The organism is Desulfotomaculum sp. OF05-3, assembly GCF_003435535.1.
Lineage (GTDB): Bacteria > Bacillota > Clostridia > Lachnospirales > Lachnospiraceae > Pilosibacter > Pilosibacter fragilis.
This window is the reverse complement of sequence record NZ_QWGO01000004.1, coordinates 127,268-145,056: the sequence shown is the minus strand read 5'-3', so window position 1 is coordinate 145,056 and position 17,789 is coordinate 127,268. Positions and strand designations below refer to the sequence as shown.

Here is a 17,789-nt window from a genome sequence, read left to right as displayed (position 1 = left end):
ATCATCGGATAATCCAATCAGATAATCTGCCGAAGTTTGGAGACAAAGGCAAATCGCAACCAGCTTCTGAGGCTGGGGAAAGATCAATCCGGACTCATAGCTTGAGATTGCCGGTTGCTGCACTCCGATAGCATTTGCAAGTTTCTGTTGGCTGATGGAACATTCCTGTCTTCTTGCTTTCATACGTTTTGCAAAAATCTGATTATATTTGAGGACGCGATCGTCCCGCCCGGATGGTATTTTCAAGAGATCACCTCATATCAATAATCATTTAATGTGTAGTCGTTGTTGTAGAAAAGTTTGGGATCGTTGACCTGCTTGATCTTATAAGTGGACTCTGCAGAGTCGTATGCCATCGTAATCTGACTGATCTTTTTCAGCGTGTACGAACCACCGTTTGTGGAGGTGAAGTCCAGACGATACCCAAAGTTTACGAGGACAGAGTCGGATGTGTTGAGGATCGCACAACCGTAATTGTTTGTAGTCCATGGGATCGCTTCCTTCATATAAAAATTCGAGTACGACACCTGATCCTCGCTCTCTGCGGGCTTTTCCAGAGCCTGGAAATAATTGAACATGATATCCGTGATGACGCTGTTATCAAAGTCATCGGTAAAGTATTTCTTTACGGACTCAATGTCCACCCCGTTCGTATAATCGGTATAGAGGGCATTCCAGACGTTCTGGATCTGACGCAGGATGTTGGTGGTTTCCGCATCGTTGATCTTGCAGATGAGCGGTACCGTTTCGGAATCGGCGCTTGGTGTGATCGTCTGTGTAAAGCTTCCAAAGAGGGAGCTTTTCGTGTCAACCTGTACGGACTGTTTGGTGATTGCCGGGAAGGTATAGGTATCATACACATCAATCGCAGTAGCCGGGATCTTATACTGATCCACATCCACGCCATCCACGGTGATCGTGCAGCCTTTCGGAACTTTTAAGCTCCAGTTTTCAACAAACATATCATTCATGACGATCTTCCACTGATTGTCTGTATCCATGGCAAGTGAAAGCTGGTAGCCAGACTTATTGATATAAACAGTCGCATCCTTCGTCAGAGCACCATCGGAAATCTCCACGTCAAAATTCTTGATTTTGACACCGGTAATGTCCGACACGCCGCTTCTTTGCAGATACCACTCTACGTTCTTATCGGACACGAATGCATTCTCCGGAAGGTAGATCATATCGGCGATTCCGTCAAAATTCTGGGTGTTGATGGCATTGATAAAGTTCTTCACACAATTTTCCGCTTTTGCAACGGATCCTTCTTCCAGGTTTTCGGCATTCGCTTCAAAAGATACGTCTGAATTCTCGGATCCTTCCGAAAGCCTGGTGCAGCCGGCTGAAAATGCGGCAGTGGCAATCGCAAGGCTGCATAAATAAATGATAGCTTTTTTTCTGTTCATAATGTTTTTTCTCTCCTATTCCGTTTCTGCGGTACTGTCTGTCTCGGAATCAGCACTGCTCTCTTCTGCTGCCGCCGTCTCTCCAGAAGCTTCTTCGGATGTTTCCTCGGATGTTTCCTCTTCGGTGACAGGTTCTGTCACATCTTCCGGTGCGATCGTCTCCACGGGGAGTGTTGCTGCCGAATTCGGGTCTGGCGTAAGGGAATCTGTTCCTGCTGCCGTCCCGGTCGCTTCCGTCACGATGTTATCCGGATCATAAGCCGGAGCACCGGAGTGGATCGGTTCGATCGCAATCTCCGTCACACCCCGGTAGGAAACCGGGTGAAGGGAGAACACGCAAAGGACCTTTCCTGCAATGTGATCAATGGGAACGTATGGATCATCCCATGCACGGGAGTCGTAGGAGTGTTCCCGGTTATCGCCCAGGACAAAGTAGCTGCTGTCTGGGACCTCAAAATAATTCCGTCCATTTAGCGGCAAGGTGTGAACATCCGGGGAAAGATAGCTTTCCGTGACCGGCTGCTCATTGATATAGACGATGCCGTTCTGGATGGAGACTTTATCTTCTGGAATTCCGATGATCCGCTTTGTCATGTAGCTGGAGCCGTTCCGGAAGATGATCACATCTCCCCGGCTTGGTTCCGTGAAATCATAGGCAATGCGGTTTGCGATGATGGCAGAATTCGTAGTCATGAGCGGGTACATGCTTTCTGAGGGGACCAGACCGATCATAAAGAAAAAGCGGAAAATCACAAGGAGCAGCAGGATCGGGAGTATAAAGATCAGGAAATCCTTGATGATGCGGATCCTGACTTCCTTTTCCGTGACGATCGGGATCGTATACTTCTGTGATGAGCTGGCATCAGTGCTGTGAGTTGGTTTTTCTTTTTTCATAGTAAGCCTTTCTTTTCGTATTTGCTGAGAGGTTCCATCCAGGGAACGTGCATTTAATAGCGGACCTTAACAAGGATCCCAGGGGTTCCTTGTAAGATCTGAATTGCATTTTTGTAGTCCGGGATCTCTTCCGATCGGACATATTTGATCCAGCCGCTGTGATCCGTTCCGGGAAGTTTCTTCCGGTACGAGAAATTGAGGGACCGGAGAATATCCTTTTTGGAATAGGTATCTCCGGAGACCACAATGGAAGCCAGAACCGTGAGATCCAGGAAATCATCCGTAGCGTAGGGAATGATACCCGGAAGGGACCGTAAGAAAGAGAGTTCATCCTTGAGCGCCGATCGATCGATGACGCGTTCCCAGGCTTTCGCCCTGGAATTGTAATGATATCCGCGAGGCTTCAGGGTGTCCTTATGGGAAAATCCATTGAACGCATAAAGAAGCGCTTTCCCCGGCAGATAGCGGAAGGTTGGATCCGCAGTCTCCGTAATTGGTCCAAAGTATCGTTCCAGCTGCCGGATCGAAGCAGAATCCGAGACATCCTTTACCGCCTCATAGGAAAGAAGCCCCATACGGATCGCAGAGACCATGAGATCGTGATAGATCAGATAGAAGGACCTCTGGTGACCGGTCTGTCCGGATAATAGGAATTCGCAGTGATGTGCCGCCTCTTGCAGAAGAGTTGCGATGATGTGCGCCGGTGATCTGGAGAGATTACCGATCCTGGCAAGCTGCTTTTTCGGATCATAGGTTCCGTGGAAGGATTTCGTATCTTTTCGCAGAAAGACCACATGCAGCCTGGCGAAATGCTTGTCCGGATAGGTCGTGGAAATTATATGGTTGATGATCTTTTCCATGCGGAATTCGAGAGCATCCATAGCAGTCCCCCTCAGAATATGATATGGCTATTATAGGTCAGGATATAAGCAAATGCAATAATTTTTGTCAATAATCGAATAATATCCATGCAATTACTTGACATTTTACCCCAGGCACCCGAAAACAGGAGAGTGGCAGTTATGTAAAACTTATTCGCCTTATATCACTAAGGAACACACATCCTCATCTCCCTTCTGCTGCCCTGGCTTCCCTCTGAATGCACCTGGCTTTTCTACGCACTCCTGCTGCCCTTGCGGGCGCAGATATTTCCTGGTGGCTCCATGCCGATACTGCTCTCCCTCTACTCCCTTCCAGCCTCATCCTTTTATATTCTTGTATTCTTATCTTTTCGAATTCTTCTCTTTCAGCATTTTTTATATCCGCCGCCAGGCGCAAAAGGGGCGCGCAAATAAATAAAAGAAATAATGAAATACACAAAAAAAAGAATACAAAATAAAAAAATTCGACAAAAAAATAGAGGCTGCCACAAGGAAATTATCGAGCAGTGGAAGGGAGAGAAAATGGATGCGGGGAGAGAAGGAACGAGGCTGGTGAGTGGTATTCCTTAATGATATAAGGCGAATATATATTACATAATAGGGGGATGTGGGATTGGAATGTTATGAGTATTGTTATAAGGCGAATATTTGCGGCAGTGGCGGCAGCAGGACCAGGGGCTGACCAAGGCTAGGTTTTCGCAACAAAAAAAAGAAGAAACCGGGACAGGCTGTCCTTTCGGTTTCTTCTCCTTTGCAGCAATTTGACAAGGGTAGACCGCTTGCTGCCACGATCTGTCCCTATTATAGCAATTCCCCGTCCGTTTTGCAATTTTAAATTATTTTCCGGGAACTGATGATCCTTTGTGATTCCAGAATTTTATTTCTCTTATCATGCAAAAAAGGCTGCCACAATGTGACAGCCTTTTCTCCTCTCCAGGAAATGATCGTATCGTATGATTATCCTTCCATGGTGATTTTCCTATCACTATGATGATTTTCATACGTGTACGATTATTTTGTTACTTTATATCCCCTCCTTTTCATTTCTTCGATTAAGGCTTCGTCTGTATAGCTTCCAAATCCGTACACGATGCTTCCCTCTTCGCAGTTCCACTGATTTTCCTCTGGATTGAAGACAAATCTCCATGCACTGGTATCCTGTCCGACACACGCAAATTTGCCTTTCGTGATGTACGGAGAAAGTGTATTAAGGAGTTCCATAATATACTCTTCTTCGTACCGATCCTCTATCCAGAGGTCAACATAATCTCCGTCGAGACAAAAATCGTAGTTGACAAAATATTTTTTCAATACTTTGTTCAGCCCTTTCTTCATCTCGGTGATAGCTGCTCCGTCTTTCGCGTTTCTTAATGTCATGGTTCCATCACATCTTGCGTGATAGCCGTTGACATTATCGGATTTAGTGTTTACCATAAAACGGAAAAATAGCCCCTGTTTTGCAGAGGCTATTTCCCGAAAAATGTCTAATCGGATATCGCAGGCACCTTCTTTTCAGAATGATGTCCACGTTTTTAGCATATCATTCTTATGAATTATTGTAAAGTGCCTATTCCTTATTTTTGCTAACAAGTGATTTCACCTCAGCTAAACTCAACCAGCCTTCGCCATCCTTCACCGCTTCTTCAGCTTTCTGTAATTTCATCAAAAGTTTTTTTTCTGCTCGATCGCGCACATAATCCGCCTCTGCATCATTTAGCCCATCTTGCGTTTTGATATCCAGTTTGTTTTTTAACACATCACTGTCTTCATATAAATATGGATCACGCATTAGCAGACTCCTTCATTTTATATTTTTTATCCAAAAATTTCTTTACATCCTCCATGGTTACCTTTCCGCTTTTTTCTTTTTCAATGTATTCTTTAAAATCAGCAGTAGGCTCAAGTCCATCTACCCTAATCATTCCGATCGCATAATCCCAAGCTTCTGTATTAGTCATTATATCCGTCTCCTTTTCTGTTTTTTTATTATACCAAAATTTTCTTATTTATTCACTACTTTCGTTTAGATATTGCATACCCAGTATGTTCCGGTTCTATTATCACGTACCAGTTTCCATCCGGCAAGCACACATTCACGCCACACACGGTCCCAAGCAATGTAGCCTATGAGTTCATCCGGAATTTCTCCTCCATTCGCTTCAAAGGCTTCTGCAAGTGCCGGAATCGCCTGGTAGGAGGAGCAAATTGCCAATGCAGCTTTTTGCTTCAGCCCCATCGTCCAGGAATCTGTATCAGCTCCAAGTTCCAAAAGGAAATACTCTCCTTTTAAAATTTTCTCTGCCGTTTCTTCTCCTGAAAGATCGGATGCCTGGAATAAAGCTCTTACTTCTCCTTCTTCCAGTCCCTGAGCATTGATTTCCCGAAAGTCCTGGTTGATTTTTCGAATATCCACGTAGTCATCCAGAATGGGATACGGTCCTTCCCAATCTGCAACAAAAACGCTTCTCTGATCCCCCAGAAGCTCGTTTAACTGACTTTCATCGATCGGAATACAGATCTTATGCATTCTTCCATTAAGCTTGATTGTGAGGCTTTCACGCACACTAGCTGCTTCTGTCTCGTTTTCTCTTAATGTTCTGGCAAATGTAAGCAGCATCTCCAGTTCTTTTTCCTCTATATGCATCAGCTGTTTCCAACCTTCTGAGAAGCTTCTTTTGAACTCCATCTGATATTTGGAGAGCATCTTTTTACAGCATGATGCACTGGAAGACAGACTCTCAATAACTTCCGCTCTGGATCCACACTGATTGACCGGAAGTCCATATATGGACTTGAAGTCTGTAGGGGTTCCGTATCCATAGAACTCATCGCCCATGTCAGCTAAAATCCATTTTCCATATCCGGTTTCCATTTCTTTTAAGATTTTCATATTGTTATTCCTCCTGATTTTAATAAGCAAACGGGCAGAATGCACTTCGCATCCTGCCCGATCTCACATTGTTATTTTACGCAAGCTTTCCTAACTGTTCCAGCCACATTTCGTATGGCATCTTGATGATACTTGGAACAATATAAATGTAAAACTTGCTCTTGTTAATTTTTTTAAATAGTCTGGATGTGCATTCGTAGCCATCCCCCCATGTCTTTACAGTCTCAAGGATGAGCTGCTTTAATGCAGGATTCTGGCATGTTGCAGCGCGTTCTCTCATCTTAAGCAAGATCTGCACCATGATGTGAAAGCTTGCCGGATACATGCCGAGTCCGGCTGCAAATCCCCAGTCTCCGAATTTTACTGTCAGGATCTTTCCTGCGCTCCATCCGAATACCAGAGCTGTAACTGCCATCACGGCGATATGTACTATTGCCACCAAAAACACAGAAGCACATACCGTCCACTTGTTTGAAAGAATGGCATTTATTCCTCTTCCTGCTGCCATTCTTATGTGCTTTATGATTCTCCTTGACGCATTAGGGGAGCTGATAATAGCTAGCACCACCGCTACCATCAGAATAAATGTTATTTTTTTATATTTATTCATAAAAACCTCCATATACAGCATCGATCTCTATCTCCGCTGACCTATCTTCTAGGATTTTTGCTAGCATCCCTCAGACCTCAGAGTCTTTGGGTAATGCCGCCTGTTTGCTATCTATATAAACCAGGTCCCCAGCCTGGATATTCGGGGATCTATGTCAAAGTAATTCTGTTTGTAGGTACAAAAAAAGGTCCACGCTCTCCGCAGAGAGCATGAACCTTATCTTCCCTTTACATTTTTAAAACACAATTACTGATATGAGTATTATACTATGTACCAGCTGTTGTGTCAACTTCTGCTGCCTGTTAATCATTATCATTATCCTTATTGATCATTATTGATCATTATTGATCATCTTCCTTCCAATAAGGACAGTTTGCTTCCCCCTCCACATAATACTTATCTGTCTCTTCTTCGGTCATGTTGTCATACTGTCCGCATTCCGAAATCCCTACTGAAGAATCGTAAAAGAAGTATTTGCAATTTTCGCACTTCATCATATCCAGACCTCCTATAATCAATCCCATACATGACGTAATACAAATTCGTCATTATCTTTATCGTACTGCTTTTTGACTGCCTCCCAGGCTTCTCCATTGCATAAGGCGTTATAAGCCTTTTCGGCAATGCCAGCCAACTCATAATTGGCACTGTCCTTTTTATATTCCATATCCAGTGCAAACACTGCTTCCGGATACTGCTCCTCCAGTTTCTTAATTCCTGCTGCATCAATGGAAGGGCTGTCCGGGTACCGTCCGGTTCCACGCTCAAATGCTCTCTGGAACTCAAACTGGTAATCCCCCCATTCCTCACGGGCTTTCCGGATTTCCTTCACCCCAGGAATCGACTCGAAAAAAGAGGTTTTTCTCAAATACTCCTCTTTTTTCTTCTCTTCTTCCCTTTTCAGATATGCCAGGATCTCAGCCTTATGCTCACCAATCTGTTTTTTCTCCTCGTCTGTTTTTACATGATAAGCGCAAATACGTCCATCACGGTTATCTCTGATTTCATATTTCTCTACCATTTTTCTGATGTTTTCTTCTGTCATGCTTTATCCCTTTCTTTGTAGCAGATATCGGGCGATATCCGGTTTTATATTCTACCACTATTCCAGATTCCGTCCCCTATCATAGAGGACGGATTTGAAATGCCAATATCAGATTATCCGAAGTTGAACTGAGGATGTTCCTTTCTCTTCCGGCACTCTTTGAGCCATTGCTTGACTTCCTCATTGCAATGCCGGATTCCATTCGTAAACGTGCCGCAGGAATAGATGATCACTCCATCTTTCTCGATCTGCTCAATACTATACGTCCATTTTCCGTCCCCAGACTGAATGCAGCTAGGATCCAGACGTTCAATTCTGCTCCATGTATTGTCCAAGTCAACAAAAAAAAGCACTGATTTGCTGTATTCGCCTCGAACCATTCCAAATAACCAGTCAGCAACTTCCTCTAAGCTACGGAATGTTTTAACCTCCTGGGATTTTCTATAATCATTATAATATTTTTCATATCTGATTGTATACATGTTTTTTTCTCCTTATTACTTATTTTTCTTTGCGATATGTTCCTGGTATGACTTGTGCATCCACCCATAATTAGGCTGGTCATAATGGAATCCGTGTTTCTTCACGTACTCGTCCAGAGCCTGAAACATATCATCAGGCAGGCTGGTAATTCCATTAAGAACCACCAGCCTGCCACCTTTCTACAGTTTCTCCAGACTATACTCATCACGGTATTCATTGTCTTCCGCGCATTTTACTTCAACAACCGGATCGTTATCAACTTTCCAGCCGTTTTCAACTGCCTGAAGTACCGTTTCATAGGCTTCTTTCAGGGTCTTGGCTTCTGATTCCGGCACCCACAGTTCTGCGAATGTTGTCTGCTTGATTTTGATCAAGCGTCCTGCTTCCCCGTGAGCAGCCTCTTCTGCCTTTTTCAGTGCTCTGGAAACGACCTTGTAGTTCGAATTGATCGACAAGTAATCGATTCCCCATATTTTCTTGATTTCGTATTTTCCTGCATATCCCATATCATCCAGGATCTTCGGGAGTTCCTGGACTGCTTTCTGTGATATGAGATCTGCCAGCTCATAAAAGTTTGCCATATCTTCCTCTTTCTGCTGCCTCGTCTTCCGTCTTCCGGCAGCTCATTATCTTATTTTTTCGAACTCCAGAATCCCTGTGCTTTCCAGGTATTTCTTTGTGGTACGAAGACCTCTTCCGAATTGCCGTTCATTGATGTACTGGCGCAAATAATAGGCACCATTCATTTTTACGACTTCCCAGGTCTTCTTTTCATTGTAGCAATCCTGGTACCATGTCCTCTTTACCATTCTGTACCCTCCTTTTTTAGTTGAAGTTCAGGTACATGATCATATAGGCAAATCGGATAAACAATCCGGCTATGGATCCTATGTGTATGTATCCCGAACTATCTTCTTCCAGGGTTTTCGCAGATCCAATATAGGCTGCAGTGTCCCTTGTTCCGTCCGGCGAGTAGTAAAAGCACACCAAGATTCCTTCGCATCCTCCAGGTTGAATATCCGCATAGAAGGTTTCTCTGCTGCCAGGGCGAATCATTTTCATATTGCCTCCAGCATGGAAATATTCCATGGATCTTAATGCTTTCTCTCCGTCATCCGTGGACCGGATGGCTTCTTTTATCTTTTCAAAAAACAGCTCCAGGCTGCATTCGTCCGGTTTTTTCAGCTCCTTTTTGAAATTCAATGTTTTTGTATACTCTGGTGTCAGTACCATAGTTTTCCCTCCTATTCATACACAAACTACCTCTCTGAGTAGAATTGCTATATTTAATCATAAGCAATCTCAATCAGCACGTACTCTTCCGGATGTTCCAGAATATAAGCTTTTGCTTCCGGATCCAAGCGGACACCTTTATAATCGTATGAATACGCGCTTTTGATATCCTTGTACTGAATCTGTGCCAGATATGGTGATTCAGCGGAAAGCATATCGTCTGCTGCATCCAAAGCTTTCCGCAATGAATACAGGGACACACCGCTGATATTTCCATCATCGTTAATGGCAGACTCCAGATAGGCTGAGAGTGTCTGAAATCCCTTATCACGCGCCTGATCCTCCAATTTTTTCATCTGGTTGATACAGTTTTTTGTGCTTTTCAGATTCCAGTTTTCTACAGTCTTACAGATTGCCTCCGGACGTTCGAATCCAAAGATCAGTTCATCGCTGTCCAGACTCACATCCGGCATACACTCTCTGACATACCAGATTTCACCCGGATATTCTTCTTCGAGATTTATCCTGAGCGATTCTCTGATCTCTTCAGCCGCCTTTTTTCTTGTCTCCGGATCCGACAAAGTCTCTTTGCTCCACTCGTCTACATTTGTCAGTACTCTAATTGAACAGCTCATTCTGATCTCCTTTCTTATTCAAAGCAGTTATTGATAAGGTTCATTGTTTCATCCACGGTAATCATGCCCTTCTCATAGGCTCTTAATGCTCCCTGGATTGTTTTGGTCCCCTTATTCTTAAACTCCTCCTTCATCAGTTCATTTCTGAGAATATTTAAAGTCTTATACTTTGCATATTCTTTCATAAAACGTGGTGCCTTGTTCATATTTTCCTCCTGATTTTTTATTTTTTGCAGTTGCATCGAAATCTTTTTGTCTGCTTCTCCTTTCTTTTTATTTTTTCAACAAAAAAAGGTCCATATCCCCCATATGGGATATAGACCTTTTTTCCTTTGACATTGACTACGACATCGAACAACTACTATATAGTATTATACCTTCCGACAGGAAAAATTTCAACCACTTTGTTGCTGTCTGCCGATACTTACCACAAATGCCGGATCATTCGATAAGGGGGTACTGGAACCCTCTTACACGATTTTCTTCAAACACCGGACTACTGATGCGGTAAATCCCAGTTTCTGCCTCTTTTCCGACCAGGCTGAACATGAAGTTCTTGTAGTTGCCCTTAAAGACTTCATCTCCTACCGCCAGGAACCCTGGTTCAATCCGATCTCCAGCGATCAGTTTTTCATAGTCATTTTTTATGATTTTGACATTACTTAACTGAACCACCATGGAATCCGGTTCTATGACATGCAGTATCTCTGCATATGTCTCCAGTAACAGACATTTAGGAAGCCGGACCTGGAAGTCGAAGAGATCTGAATTCATTTTCTCTTTCGCAAGGTATGTTTCATATACCCGCACCTTTATGGCATCTTTCGATGTATACATAGGTTCACCTCTTATCCTATCCTATCACATGAACCAGAAGAAAGAAAGTATTCTTTCTTCCGGTATGCGATAAGCCCCGACTGTTCTACACTGCTGCTGATTCCGAATCACCCGTTTCGCCGGATTCCTCTGAGTCATTCTCTTCATGCTTCAAAAGTCGTATCGTTTTGCAGCGTGTGAGTTCCGTCTGCATGATTCCATGGTATTTTCTATGGTCCTTTATGGTGCCGAGAATCAGCGAATGGCTCTGGATTCTTCCGTTGGTGCCGGTTTTCCAGACAAACACATTTCCATCCTTTCCAAGGATCTGATACAGCTGTGTTTCTCCGAACATGGTGTCCCACCTGGCTACAACGGAGACATCCTTCGCTTCAATGGTGATCCTCTCGCCAATTTGTCCGACATACTGGCTTCGTTTCACTGTTTCTTCTTTTTCCCCATCTCTTTTCTTACTCCGATAATAGGATGGAAACAGGCTGCAGAGAATTCCCCAGTTTGAATAATCTATATATTCCTGCTGGCATACCGTTTTGAGGTTATGCATATAGTTGTTCTCCTCTTCCTGTGTCTTTATCCACTCCAGTGCTTCCTTTACCAGTGCTTTGTTTGCGTCCAGATCGAACGTGAAGCTGATCCGCTCCATATTATTCCAGTACTCCTGGCATAATCTACCATCTATCCAGCCATGATCTGCCGCATAAAAGCCGTAAGACATCCGTTTTGTGCTGTCCGCCTCTTCCTCGGATGATCGTACATACCCATAATGTCTTATGGTCTCTGCTATGTAGAGCAATGCTTCCCTTAGCTCCGCATAGCGTTTTTTATGTTCATAGCCTAGCGGTGGTGCCTCATAGCTGATGACCTCATCGTAAAGGCTGATATAAGCTGCCACCATTTCGGATGACATTCCATTGGTATAATCCTTCAGACAGCTCTTTCCTACCTGCTTGAACTCACCAGTCTCTTCATTCTTTATGATGTAGGTCTCTTTTCGGATTCTCCGGCTATTGCAGTGCTCACATACGCAATCCGAATGATAATATCTCTTCGGAATTTCAACATCCCAACATGCCTTTCCAAAGATGTTCCCGTAGGCTGTATGTGTGCAGGATGCAATGAATTTCCAATTATTGATGATCGGAGATCCACTGACATCGACTACAATGTACCGAAGTACCCTTTTTTCTGTCTCATTCGTCCCAGGCACTAAGACATCCACCGTTTTAAATGTTTCTCCCTTTTCTTCATAGTGGAATGGATTTCCATACTTAGCGCACTTTTTCTCCATCTTTTTCATTTTTTCTCTTAATCGTTCCATGTTTCCTTCGAAAATATCAAACTCCATAATTCTTCTCCTTTTTATTTGATCAACAGCTGAATATGATCGGATCATATCCCTACTTCTTTTTGGTTGCTTAGTAGTGCTGCTACCCTCCTTCTCAATGATTTTCAGTTTTTGCACAAAAAAAGGTCCACAGCTCCCATAAAGGAGCTATGAACCTAATATCCATTGACATACACAATACAAACACTGATAAGCATATTATATCAGCCCTTCAGGAAATTGTCCACTGATTCTGTAGACAAACTGAAACGATGCGAAGCGAATTGTTATTGGAAAAGCGATCCATTTGACATCATAGGAGCTGTCATGTACAATAGATGCAACGGGGCGGAGATGATCACGAGTGAAACGTGCGAACCTCAAGTGCTCAGAATTTCCCTGGGCGATTCGCACCGGAAAAGATAAAATACCCCCCGTTTTCTATTCATCCTATCTGGTTGGATGAGAAAAAATAGAGTATATTTGTGCGAACTATAGCCTTTTTGCATGAGCAGACACTATATTTTGCGGTCGCATCCCCCCGTGGGATGCGTGGATTTTAGCAACTTTTGCATTTAACTGAATGCTCTGACCTTTTGTCGCATCCCCCCGTGGGATGCGTGGATTTTAGCCTTTTTGAATGTCAGCGTGCTCTCATGATTATTGGTCGCATCCCCCCGTGGGATGCGTGGATTTTAGCAAGATAAATATTCAATTTTTTTGGGGAATTCGAGTCGCATCCCCCCGTGGGATGCGTGGATTTTAGCATTAGCGCGAATCAATTGTCATAAAAGAGAGCGTGTCGCATCCCCCGTGGGATGCGTGGATTTTAGCATAGTTGACTTCGATCGAATCCGCTCCAGATATAGTCGCATCCCACACGGGATGCGTGGATTTTAGGCTGTGCGTCTGTATTGCCAAAGACTTGCTATCCTGCTTTTGTCTCATTCTCCATGAATGCTCCACTCCCATGCGGTGCAGCGGCTCCTATGGACGTGGTACTCTGCCTGAATTTATAGAGAATGTGTGGATTTGAGCAGCTGGCAGAAAAAACTCCTTGTAATGCGTATCAGATGGTATAAAAAGACGGGACTATGCTATCTGGAAGAAAAAAGAGTCTGATCACAAATGATAAAATGATCAGACTCTTTTTTCGTTAATGGTGGGAAATATGTTCCAATCCGCTCATAAGAAGTTGCAGCGGATTAAGTAATTTTATCTGTGCAAGAATCGGAATGTTCGATAACATAGCATCGACATATGCGACCGGCGGAATGAAGGAAAGTACAGAAATTCCTGCAAGGATCAGCCACAAAACAAGTAGTGTCAGAATTCCTGCTGCCACAGCTCCCAACGCTTTGTCGCATTCATGGATCACCGGGAATGCCGTAATTATCTTTGTTGAAACCGTCAAAAAATTCATAAGGAACCGGATCGCTGAATATCCCATCGCATAGGACAGGGTCCTTACGATATTTCGTGCAATGATGCCCCCATTTTGCGCAACAATGTACTTCGTGATCTCATCCTGTGAGATCAGTGCTGCATTGCTTGCGTTTATTTCAGCCAGTCTGACTCCTGCCATGGAATGGCTGTATGTATACATATCAATGTACCCTTGAATCATCTTTTCCAGCTCATGCGTGATTCCGAACGCATTTAAGCCTGTGATGAAAACCGGCATTGCAATCGGTGCCAGCACCAGCGCGATCACCGTATTGATGTAAAATGCTGCCTGTTTCAGGAATCCTTTTTTATATCCCTGTCTGATGTTGTACAAAAAGATCAGGATCACGATTGCTGCAATCACTTCATTTATTCCAAAGTTTCCTGCTGCCATTTTCTTAATAATCATCCCTGACTGCATGCTATTTGTCTCCGTTCTCCAGGATTCCGGTATAATTTACAACTCCGGAATTATCGATATCATAATATCCCGGAGTCATAAGATCCGGCATCTGTAGGATCATGTACCCGCTCTTCGTCAGCTCGTAATGTACGATCGTGTTGACGCTTTTTGATACATAGATCTGCGTGTCCGCCTTTACCTGGCACTCTCTGTATTCCGTACCAATGTAAAAGCCCAGTGTGTAAGTCTTTCCCAGTTCCAATCCATTGATCGATCCGGTCCTGGTGATGATGTTGCTGTTTACGGGATTTCCATCCACGTTGTCAAGGATCACGGATGTATCTCCGATCAGATCCTGCAATGCGGTTTCCGCATCGCTTCCCTCTTTGAGTGTGGCTGCATATAAGGTATATCTTCCCTTATCATCCAGCCGGATATCCTTTATGCCAACGCTGTCGCAGACATATTCAAATCCTTCCAGGCTGAACTGATCCGGCAGTTCCGATTTGTTTTTGTATACGATCTGATATCCGTTTTTGAATGTCGGGATATGCTTTTCTTCTCCCTCCAGGTACCAGATTACCCGGTCCGGAGAACTGTTCATTGCTGTTTGTCCGTATGTTTTTCCTTCATTATAGGGAGCATAGAAGGTATCGTCTACCTTCAAAAAGACTCCATCCGGCAGATCACTTTCCTTATATTCCGGAATATCCAGGACAACTTCTTCTTGCTGAATAATCGCAGAACATCCTGTAATCGTGCAGGACATAAGCCCCATTGCAACTCCGATCGCCAGGAGTTTTCCCTTTTTCTTTCTTATCTGATGCTTTATAAGCATATGGTATCAATCCCCTTTCGTATAAAATCCATTTCGCAATAGCTTCTGGATCACATAATGCGACACCCTGTATTTTGCCGCGATTGCCCGATACGACAATCCGTTTTTTCTCAATTCACAGATCTCTTCATATTCCTTCTTTGTTATCTTTTTCTTTCTCCCAGAAGGATGTACCTTATGAAATTCACTTGCGCTGACTTTTTTCAAATTTGAAATATCCAGATTTTTATAATCCCCATCTGCCGGAATAATGTAATCCTGCGCTCCGATCGAAGGGTCCACAAATGCTTCATATAAGATCCGGTATAGGCTGTAGTATCTCAGATTCTCTTCGTTCTGCAGACGCAGTCCTACATAATACTTGCCATTCCGGAGAACCTTCTTGATTTTTTTCTTTTTTCCTATATCGATGATCGTGGCATCCGGATAAATCATGTAGGGTCCGTATACCGTATTCGCCGGGATACAGGATCCTGGTTTTTCTTCCGAACAGTTCCCCATGGTTTCACTCCAGTGCTGTCCTTTGTATTATTCCCATCGCTTATGTTTCTTCCGGCGTTCTAATGCCGTCAGAAGCTCTTTATAGAGTCTCAGCCTCTTTTTATTGAGAGAGAGCGTGATGACACAGTAAATTGAGACAAAAAGACAAGCCGTTGCTAAGAGGTACGGGATTGTCCGGTTGGTCTTTCCTCCGGGATATAAGCGGTAAGAATCCGGCGGATATTCTTCTTCGGTCTCTTCGACTGTCTCTGTTTCTTTTGTCGTAGGTTCGCTTTCCGGCAAGGTCTCTTCTGCTGCCGTGGACTCCTCCATACTCTCCTCAGCCGACTCACTTTCCGGTTCCGTATATTCTTCCAAGCTCGATTCTGTCTCCGGAGCAGTGCTTTCCGGCTCTGTCTGTGTCTCTGTTGGTGCCTGGGTTGGCGCAGCCTGGGTCGTTGCTGCTGCACGAGTCGTTGGCGGGACCGCCTGGGTCGCAGGAGCAGTTTGCGGTGCCTGGGTTGCAGGAGCAGTTGTGGCAGCAGGAGTCGGTGCCGCTGTTACTGCGGGGATCTCTGCCGGTCTGGATGCCCCAGCCGCTGCTCCGCTCCTGATGTTCGTCAGCTCCAGATTCTTCGAACTGGTCCCGCCGTTTGTATTGGTTGCCGTGAGAGTAAACGTACCATTATAGGACGTACTCCAGTCAATATCATATTCATCCGCTCCGTTGGCACCAAGTTCCCGTCCGTTCACCTTAATGGATGTGATTCCCTCAGAATCCGATACCCGGAAGGTAAACGTATACGGCGGATCTGTCGGACTGGATGGATTTCCTTTTAAAATCGTAATCGTTGGTGCTGCGTCTGCATACACACAGACTGGACTTGCAAAAGCAATGCATAATGCCGCGATTGCTCCTAAAATCGTTTCTTTTTTCATAAATTTATCACCACGTCATGCCAGCAGCCCAAGGAAATATCTGGTTGTCACTGCCTTGTTGACCTCTGCCTCAATCTCTTCTATTTTGTAGGTGTCCAAAAGCTTTCCAAGCGTCTCGTTGCTCATCTCTTCTGCGATACTGTATTCTTTTACAGCTCCAATGAAATCCACGATCTGATCCTCGGTCATCTGGCTAAGGATTGTATGAATTTTCAGAGGATCTTCTTCTGTCTCTAAGATCGAACACTTTACCGTATACAGGATCAATTCCGTGTGATAATTTACGCCGGTTTTTGCACGTACCAGAGCTTCCAGGGCGCGGATCCCGTCTCCCTTCTTTGCACTCCAGCGGCTGCTGCTTTTGGCTTCCGCAATGGCTTTTATCAGAATATCCGTGGAAATATCTTCCAGTGCCGTCTTGATCTTCATATAGTAATTCTGGACCGCGCTGTTATGCATGATCACATCTTTTTCATATTTTACAATGATCGGCGGTACCTGATTTAAGTTCTGGTACAAACGGTACCGCTTCTTTACCTTCTCATCCTCGCTGATCAGGCAATTTAAGATATCCTTATATATATTTTCCTCGATATAACGGATCGTCTCTTTCTTTTCATTCTTTACCTCTCCAATAGCGACCCGGTACTCCTCTCTCCCCGCATCGCTTGAAATGGGCTTCTCATCGATCAGTCCCCATTGCGAAACGGGGAATGCAAACGGTTTTGAAATCATAAATATCATCCTCCCCCTGAGCATCAAATTCTGCACTTATATTAGCATGACAGAAAAATAATATCAATAAAAAATAACAGAGGGCAGACAGGAATAATCCTGTCCGCCCTCTGTCGTTTGTCACGCTACGGTTATTCCTGTTTGTGGATTGATCTCCTCGTTCCAGGCTTTGATCACCTCGAATCGTATGGTTTTCTCATCCGCATTCTTTTCTTTTCCTGCCTGCCGCTTCTGGAACAATAACTCACAGAAGGAGCTTTCACAGGCTCCCATCTCATCCCGGATATCCAGAAGGATCTTCTCTCTTCTTTCCAGCGGGATACATTTTAATGCGGCGTTATACCGGCTCTTATACTTATCAAAAAGGAGCTGGATAAACCGCATATAAAATTTATTGTCTTCCGGAGTCACTTTCCGGTAAAGATTTGCTGTAAGGAATGCCACCAGAAGATCATTGATCTCTTTATTCAAGCGGTCCCAGGCAACCTTATATTTCCCGGTCAGCGCTTCCATCGGGACCATCCGCTTATTATTATAGCGGATCCACAGTTTATTGTGGAGCTGGTCCAGGAGCATCCGGTCGTTTCCCTGGATCCTTTCATCTTTTTCTTTTCTTAATTCTGCTGCCATAAGCCTACCCCTTTCTCTGTGGGAAAACGCAAAAAAAGCCACAAATGCATTCCACATCTGTGACTTTTCTTCCAGGT

Annotated in this window: 25 protein-coding genes and 1 CRISPR repeat array; all 25 genes read right to left on the bottom strand. The window is 44.1% G+C overall.

The window, feature by feature from the left end; genetic code table 11:
- Positions 1–260 precede the first annotated feature (260 nt).
- The 25 genes from DXA87_RS03925 to DXA87_RS03820 all read right to left on the bottom strand — a co-directional run bounded on the left by DXA87_RS03925 (position 261) and on the right by DXA87_RS03820 (position 17,712).
- Positions 261–1,409 (bottom strand): hypothetical protein, encoded by a 1,149-nt coding sequence (locus tag DXA87_RS03925; protein WP_117503344.1) that lies wholly within the window; start codon positions 1,407–1,409, stop codon positions 261–263.
- 15 nt (positions 1,410–1,424) lie between these two features.
- Positions 1,425–2,303 (bottom strand): signal peptidase I, encoded by an 879-nt coding sequence (gene lepB, locus DXA87_RS03920; RefSeq protein ID WP_117503343.1) that lies wholly within the window; start codon positions 2,301–2,303, stop codon positions 1,425–1,427.
- Between the two features lie 53 nt (positions 2,304–2,356).
- On the bottom strand, positions 2,357–3,184 hold the full coding sequence (locus DXA87_RS03915) for a hypothetical protein (protein ID WP_117503342.1): 828 nt from the start codon (positions 3,182–3,184) through the stop codon (positions 2,357–2,359).
- Positions 3,185–4,195: 1,011 nt separating this feature from the next.
- Positions 4,196–4,618 carry a hypothetical protein gene (locus tag DXA87_RS03910; protein WP_117503341.1) on the bottom strand — a complete coding sequence of 141 codons (423 nt, stop codon included), beginning with the start codon at positions 4,616–4,618 and terminating at the stop codon, positions 4,196–4,198.
- 133 nt (positions 4,619–4,751) lie between these two features.
- Entirely contained in the window at positions 4,752–4,973 is a 222-nt protein-coding gene (locus DXA87_RS03905) for a hypothetical protein (protein ID WP_242998007.1), read from the bottom strand.
- Positions 4,966–5,142 (bottom strand): hypothetical protein, encoded by a 177-nt coding sequence (locus DXA87_RS18100; RefSeq protein WP_199537901.1) that lies wholly within the window; start codon positions 5,140–5,142, stop codon positions 4,966–4,968. Before DXA87_RS18100 ends, DXA87_RS03905 begins: the two co-directional genes overlap by 8 nt.
- Positions 5,143–5,207: 65 nt before the next feature.
- Positions 5,208–6,074 carry a hypothetical protein gene (locus DXA87_RS03900; protein WP_117503340.1) on the bottom strand — a complete coding sequence of 289 codons (867 nt, stop codon included), beginning with the start codon at positions 6,072–6,074 and terminating at the stop codon, positions 5,208–5,210.
- A 76-nt stretch (positions 6,075–6,150) separates the two neighbouring features.
- Entirely contained in the window at positions 6,151–6,684 is a 534-nt protein-coding gene (locus DXA87_RS03895; RefSeq protein ID WP_147326515.1) for a hypothetical protein, read from the bottom strand.
- A gap of 341 nt (positions 6,685–7,025) precedes the next feature.
- Positions 7,026–7,181, bottom strand: a complete 156-nt coding sequence (locus tag DXA87_RS17895) for a DUF6472 family protein (RefSeq protein ID WP_158553013.1) — start codon at positions 7,179–7,181, stop codon at positions 7,026–7,028.
- 17 nt (positions 7,182–7,198) lie between these two features.
- On the bottom strand, positions 7,199–7,729 hold the full coding sequence (locus DXA87_RS03890; protein WP_117503338.1) for a hypothetical protein: 531 nt from the start codon (positions 7,727–7,729) through the stop codon (positions 7,199–7,201).
- A 113-nt stretch (positions 7,730–7,842) separates the two neighbouring features.
- Positions 7,843–8,211, bottom strand: coding sequence for a hypothetical protein (locus tag DXA87_RS03885; protein WP_117503337.1), 369 nt, complete (start codon positions 8,209–8,211; stop codon positions 7,843–7,845).
- 15 nt (positions 8,212–8,226) lie between these two features.
- On the bottom strand, positions 8,227–8,376 hold the full coding sequence (locus DXA87_RS17890; protein ID WP_158553012.1) for a hypothetical protein: 150 nt from the start codon (positions 8,374–8,376) through the stop codon (positions 8,227–8,229).
- Positions 8,377–8,391: 15 nt separating this feature from the next.
- A complete protein-coding gene (locus DXA87_RS03880; RefSeq protein ID WP_117503336.1) occupies positions 8,392–8,793 on the bottom strand; it encodes a hypothetical protein in 402 nt (133 codons plus the stop codon).
- Between the two features lie 45 nt (positions 8,794–8,838).
- Complete coding sequence (locus DXA87_RS03875) at positions 8,839–9,021, bottom strand: hypothetical protein (RefSeq protein WP_117503335.1); 183 nt, start codon at positions 9,019–9,021, stop codon at positions 8,839–8,841.
- Between the two features lie 16 nt (positions 9,022–9,037).
- Positions 9,038–9,445 carry a hypothetical protein gene (locus tag DXA87_RS03870; RefSeq protein ID WP_117503334.1) on the bottom strand — a complete coding sequence of 136 codons (408 nt, stop codon included), beginning with the start codon at positions 9,443–9,445 and terminating at the stop codon, positions 9,038–9,040.
- A 53-nt stretch (positions 9,446–9,498) separates the two neighbouring features.
- Complete coding sequence (locus DXA87_RS03865) at positions 9,499–10,080, bottom strand: hypothetical protein (RefSeq protein ID WP_117503333.1); 582 nt, start codon at positions 10,078–10,080, stop codon at positions 9,499–9,501.
- 14 nt (positions 10,081–10,094) lie between these two features.
- Positions 10,095–10,286, bottom strand: a complete 192-nt coding sequence (locus DXA87_RS03860) for a hypothetical protein (RefSeq protein WP_117503332.1) — start codon at positions 10,284–10,286, stop codon at positions 10,095–10,097.
- Between the two features lie 235 nt (positions 10,287–10,521).
- Positions 10,522–10,917, bottom strand: a complete 396-nt coding sequence (locus tag DXA87_RS03855) for a hypothetical protein (RefSeq protein WP_117503331.1) — start codon at positions 10,915–10,917, stop codon at positions 10,522–10,524.
- A gap of 85 nt (positions 10,918–11,002) precedes the next feature.
- Positions 11,003–12,262 (bottom strand): hypothetical protein, encoded by a 1,260-nt coding sequence (locus DXA87_RS03850; protein WP_117503330.1) that lies wholly within the window; start codon positions 12,260–12,262, stop codon positions 11,003–11,005.
- A 509-nt stretch (positions 12,263–12,771) separates the two neighbouring features.
- Positions 12,772–13,142: direct repeats of the CRISPR family, unit length 26 nt; unit sequence CCCCCGTGGGATGCGTGGATTTTAGC.
- Positions 13,143–13,397: 255 nt separating this feature from the next.
- Positions 13,398–14,108: a hypothetical protein gene (locus DXA87_RS03845; RefSeq protein WP_117503329.1), complete on the bottom strand. Its 711-nt coding sequence runs from the start codon at positions 14,106–14,108 to the stop codon at positions 13,398–13,400.
- 1 nt (position 14,109) lies between these two features.
- Positions 14,110–14,928 carry a hypothetical protein gene (locus DXA87_RS03840; RefSeq protein ID WP_117503328.1) on the bottom strand — a complete coding sequence of 273 codons (819 nt, stop codon included), beginning with the start codon at positions 14,926–14,928 and terminating at the stop codon, positions 14,110–14,112.
- A gap of 6 nt (positions 14,929–14,934) precedes the next feature.
- The gene (locus DXA87_RS03835) at positions 14,935–15,429 is read right to left on the bottom strand and encodes a hypothetical protein (protein WP_117503327.1); all 495 of its coding nucleotides are present in this window, start codon (positions 15,427–15,429) and stop codon (positions 14,935–14,937) included.
- A gap of 27 nt (positions 15,430–15,456) precedes the next feature.
- On the bottom strand, positions 15,457–16,347 hold the full coding sequence (locus tag DXA87_RS03830) for an Ig-like domain-containing protein (protein WP_117503326.1): 891 nt from the start codon (positions 16,345–16,347) through the stop codon (positions 15,457–15,459).
- Positions 16,348–16,362: 15 nt separating this feature from the next.
- Positions 16,363–17,082: a hypothetical protein gene (locus DXA87_RS03825; protein WP_117503325.1), complete on the bottom strand. Its 720-nt coding sequence runs from the start codon at positions 17,080–17,082 to the stop codon at positions 16,363–16,365.
- Positions 17,083–17,202: 120 nt separating this feature from the next.
- Positions 17,203–17,712 (bottom strand): hypothetical protein, encoded by a 510-nt coding sequence (locus tag DXA87_RS03820; protein WP_147326514.1) that lies wholly within the window; start codon positions 17,710–17,712, stop codon positions 17,203–17,205.
- Between the last annotated feature and the right edge of the window lie 77 nt (positions 17,713–17,789).

Coding starts and splice junctions, on each gene's coding strand:
- DXA87_RS03925 (WP_117503344.1), bottom strand. CDS start 1,409: ATGAACAGAAAAAAAGCTATCATTTATTTATGCAGCCTTGCGATTGCC.
- lepB (WP_117503343.1), bottom strand. CDS start 2,303: ATGAAAAAAGAAAAACCAACTCACAGCACTGATGCCAGCTCATCACAG.
- DXA87_RS03915 (WP_117503342.1), bottom strand. CDS start 3,184: ATGGATGCTCTCGAATTCCGCATGGAAAAGATCATCAACCATATAATT.
- DXA87_RS03910 (WP_117503341.1), bottom strand. CDS start 4,618: ATGGTAAACACTAAATCCGATAATGTCAACGGCTATCACGCAAGATGT.
- DXA87_RS03905 (WP_242998007.1), bottom strand. CDS start 4,973: ATGCGTGATCCATATTTATATGAAGACAGTGATGTGTTAAAAAACAAA.
- DXA87_RS18100 (WP_199537901.1), bottom strand. CDS start 5,142: ATGACTAATACAGAAGCTTGGGATTATGCGATCGGAATGATTAGGGTA.
- DXA87_RS03900 (WP_117503340.1), bottom strand. CDS start 6,074: ATGAAAATCTTAAAAGAAATGGAAACCGGATATGGAAAATGGATTTTA.
- DXA87_RS03895 (WP_147326515.1), bottom strand. CDS start 6,684: ATGAATAAATATAAAAAAATAACATTTATTCTGATGGTAGCGGTGGTG.
- DXA87_RS17895 (WP_158553013.1), bottom strand. CDS start 7,181: ATGATGAAGTGCGAAAATTGCAAATACTTCTTTTACGATTCTTCAGTA.
- DXA87_RS03890 (WP_117503338.1), bottom strand. CDS start 7,729: ATGACAGAAGAAAACATCAGAAAAATGGTAGAGAAATATGAAATCAGA.
- DXA87_RS03885 (WP_117503337.1), bottom strand. CDS start 8,211: ATGTATACAATCAGATATGAAAAATATTATAATGATTATAGAAAATCC.
- DXA87_RS03880 (WP_117503336.1), bottom strand. CDS start 8,793: ATGGCAAACTTTTATGAGCTGGCAGATCTCATATCACAGAAAGCAGTC.
- DXA87_RS03875 (WP_117503335.1), bottom strand. CDS start 9,021: ATGGTAAAGAGGACATGGTACCAGGATTGCTACAATGAAAAGAAGACC.
- DXA87_RS03870 (WP_117503334.1), bottom strand. CDS start 9,445: ATGGTACTGACACCAGAGTATACAAAAACATTGAATTTCAAAAAGGAG.
- DXA87_RS03865 (WP_117503333.1), bottom strand. CDS start 10,080: ATGAGCTGTTCAATTAGAGTACTGACAAATGTAGACGAGTGGAGCAAA.
- DXA87_RS03860 (WP_117503332.1), bottom strand. CDS start 10,286: ATGAACAAGGCACCACGTTTTATGAAAGAATATGCAAAGTATAAGACT.
- DXA87_RS03855 (WP_117503331.1), bottom strand. CDS start 10,917: ATGTATACATCGAAAGATGCCATAAAGGTGCGGGTATATGAAACATAC.
- DXA87_RS03850 (WP_117503330.1), bottom strand. CDS start 12,262: ATGGAGTTTGATATTTTCGAAGGAAACATGGAACGATTAAGAGAAAAA.
- DXA87_RS03845 (WP_117503329.1), bottom strand. CDS start 14,108: ATGCAGTCAGGGATGATTATTAAGAAAATGGCAGCAGGAAACTTTGGA.
- DXA87_RS03840 (WP_117503328.1), bottom strand. CDS start 14,928: ATGCTTATAAAGCATCAGATAAGAAAGAAAAAGGGAAAACTCCTGGCG.
- DXA87_RS03835 (WP_117503327.1), bottom strand. CDS start 15,429: ATGGGGAACTGTTCGGAAGAAAAACCAGGATCCTGTATCCCGGCGAAT.
- DXA87_RS03830 (WP_117503326.1), bottom strand. CDS start 16,347: ATGAAAAAAGAAACGATTTTAGGAGCAATCGCGGCATTATGCATTGCT.
- DXA87_RS03825 (WP_117503325.1), bottom strand. CDS start 17,082: ATGATTTCAAAACCGTTTGCATTCCCCGTTTCGCAATGGGGACTGATC.
- DXA87_RS03820 (WP_147326514.1), bottom strand. CDS start 17,712: ATGGCAGCAGAATTAAGAAAAGAAAAAGATGAAAGGATCCAGGGAAAC.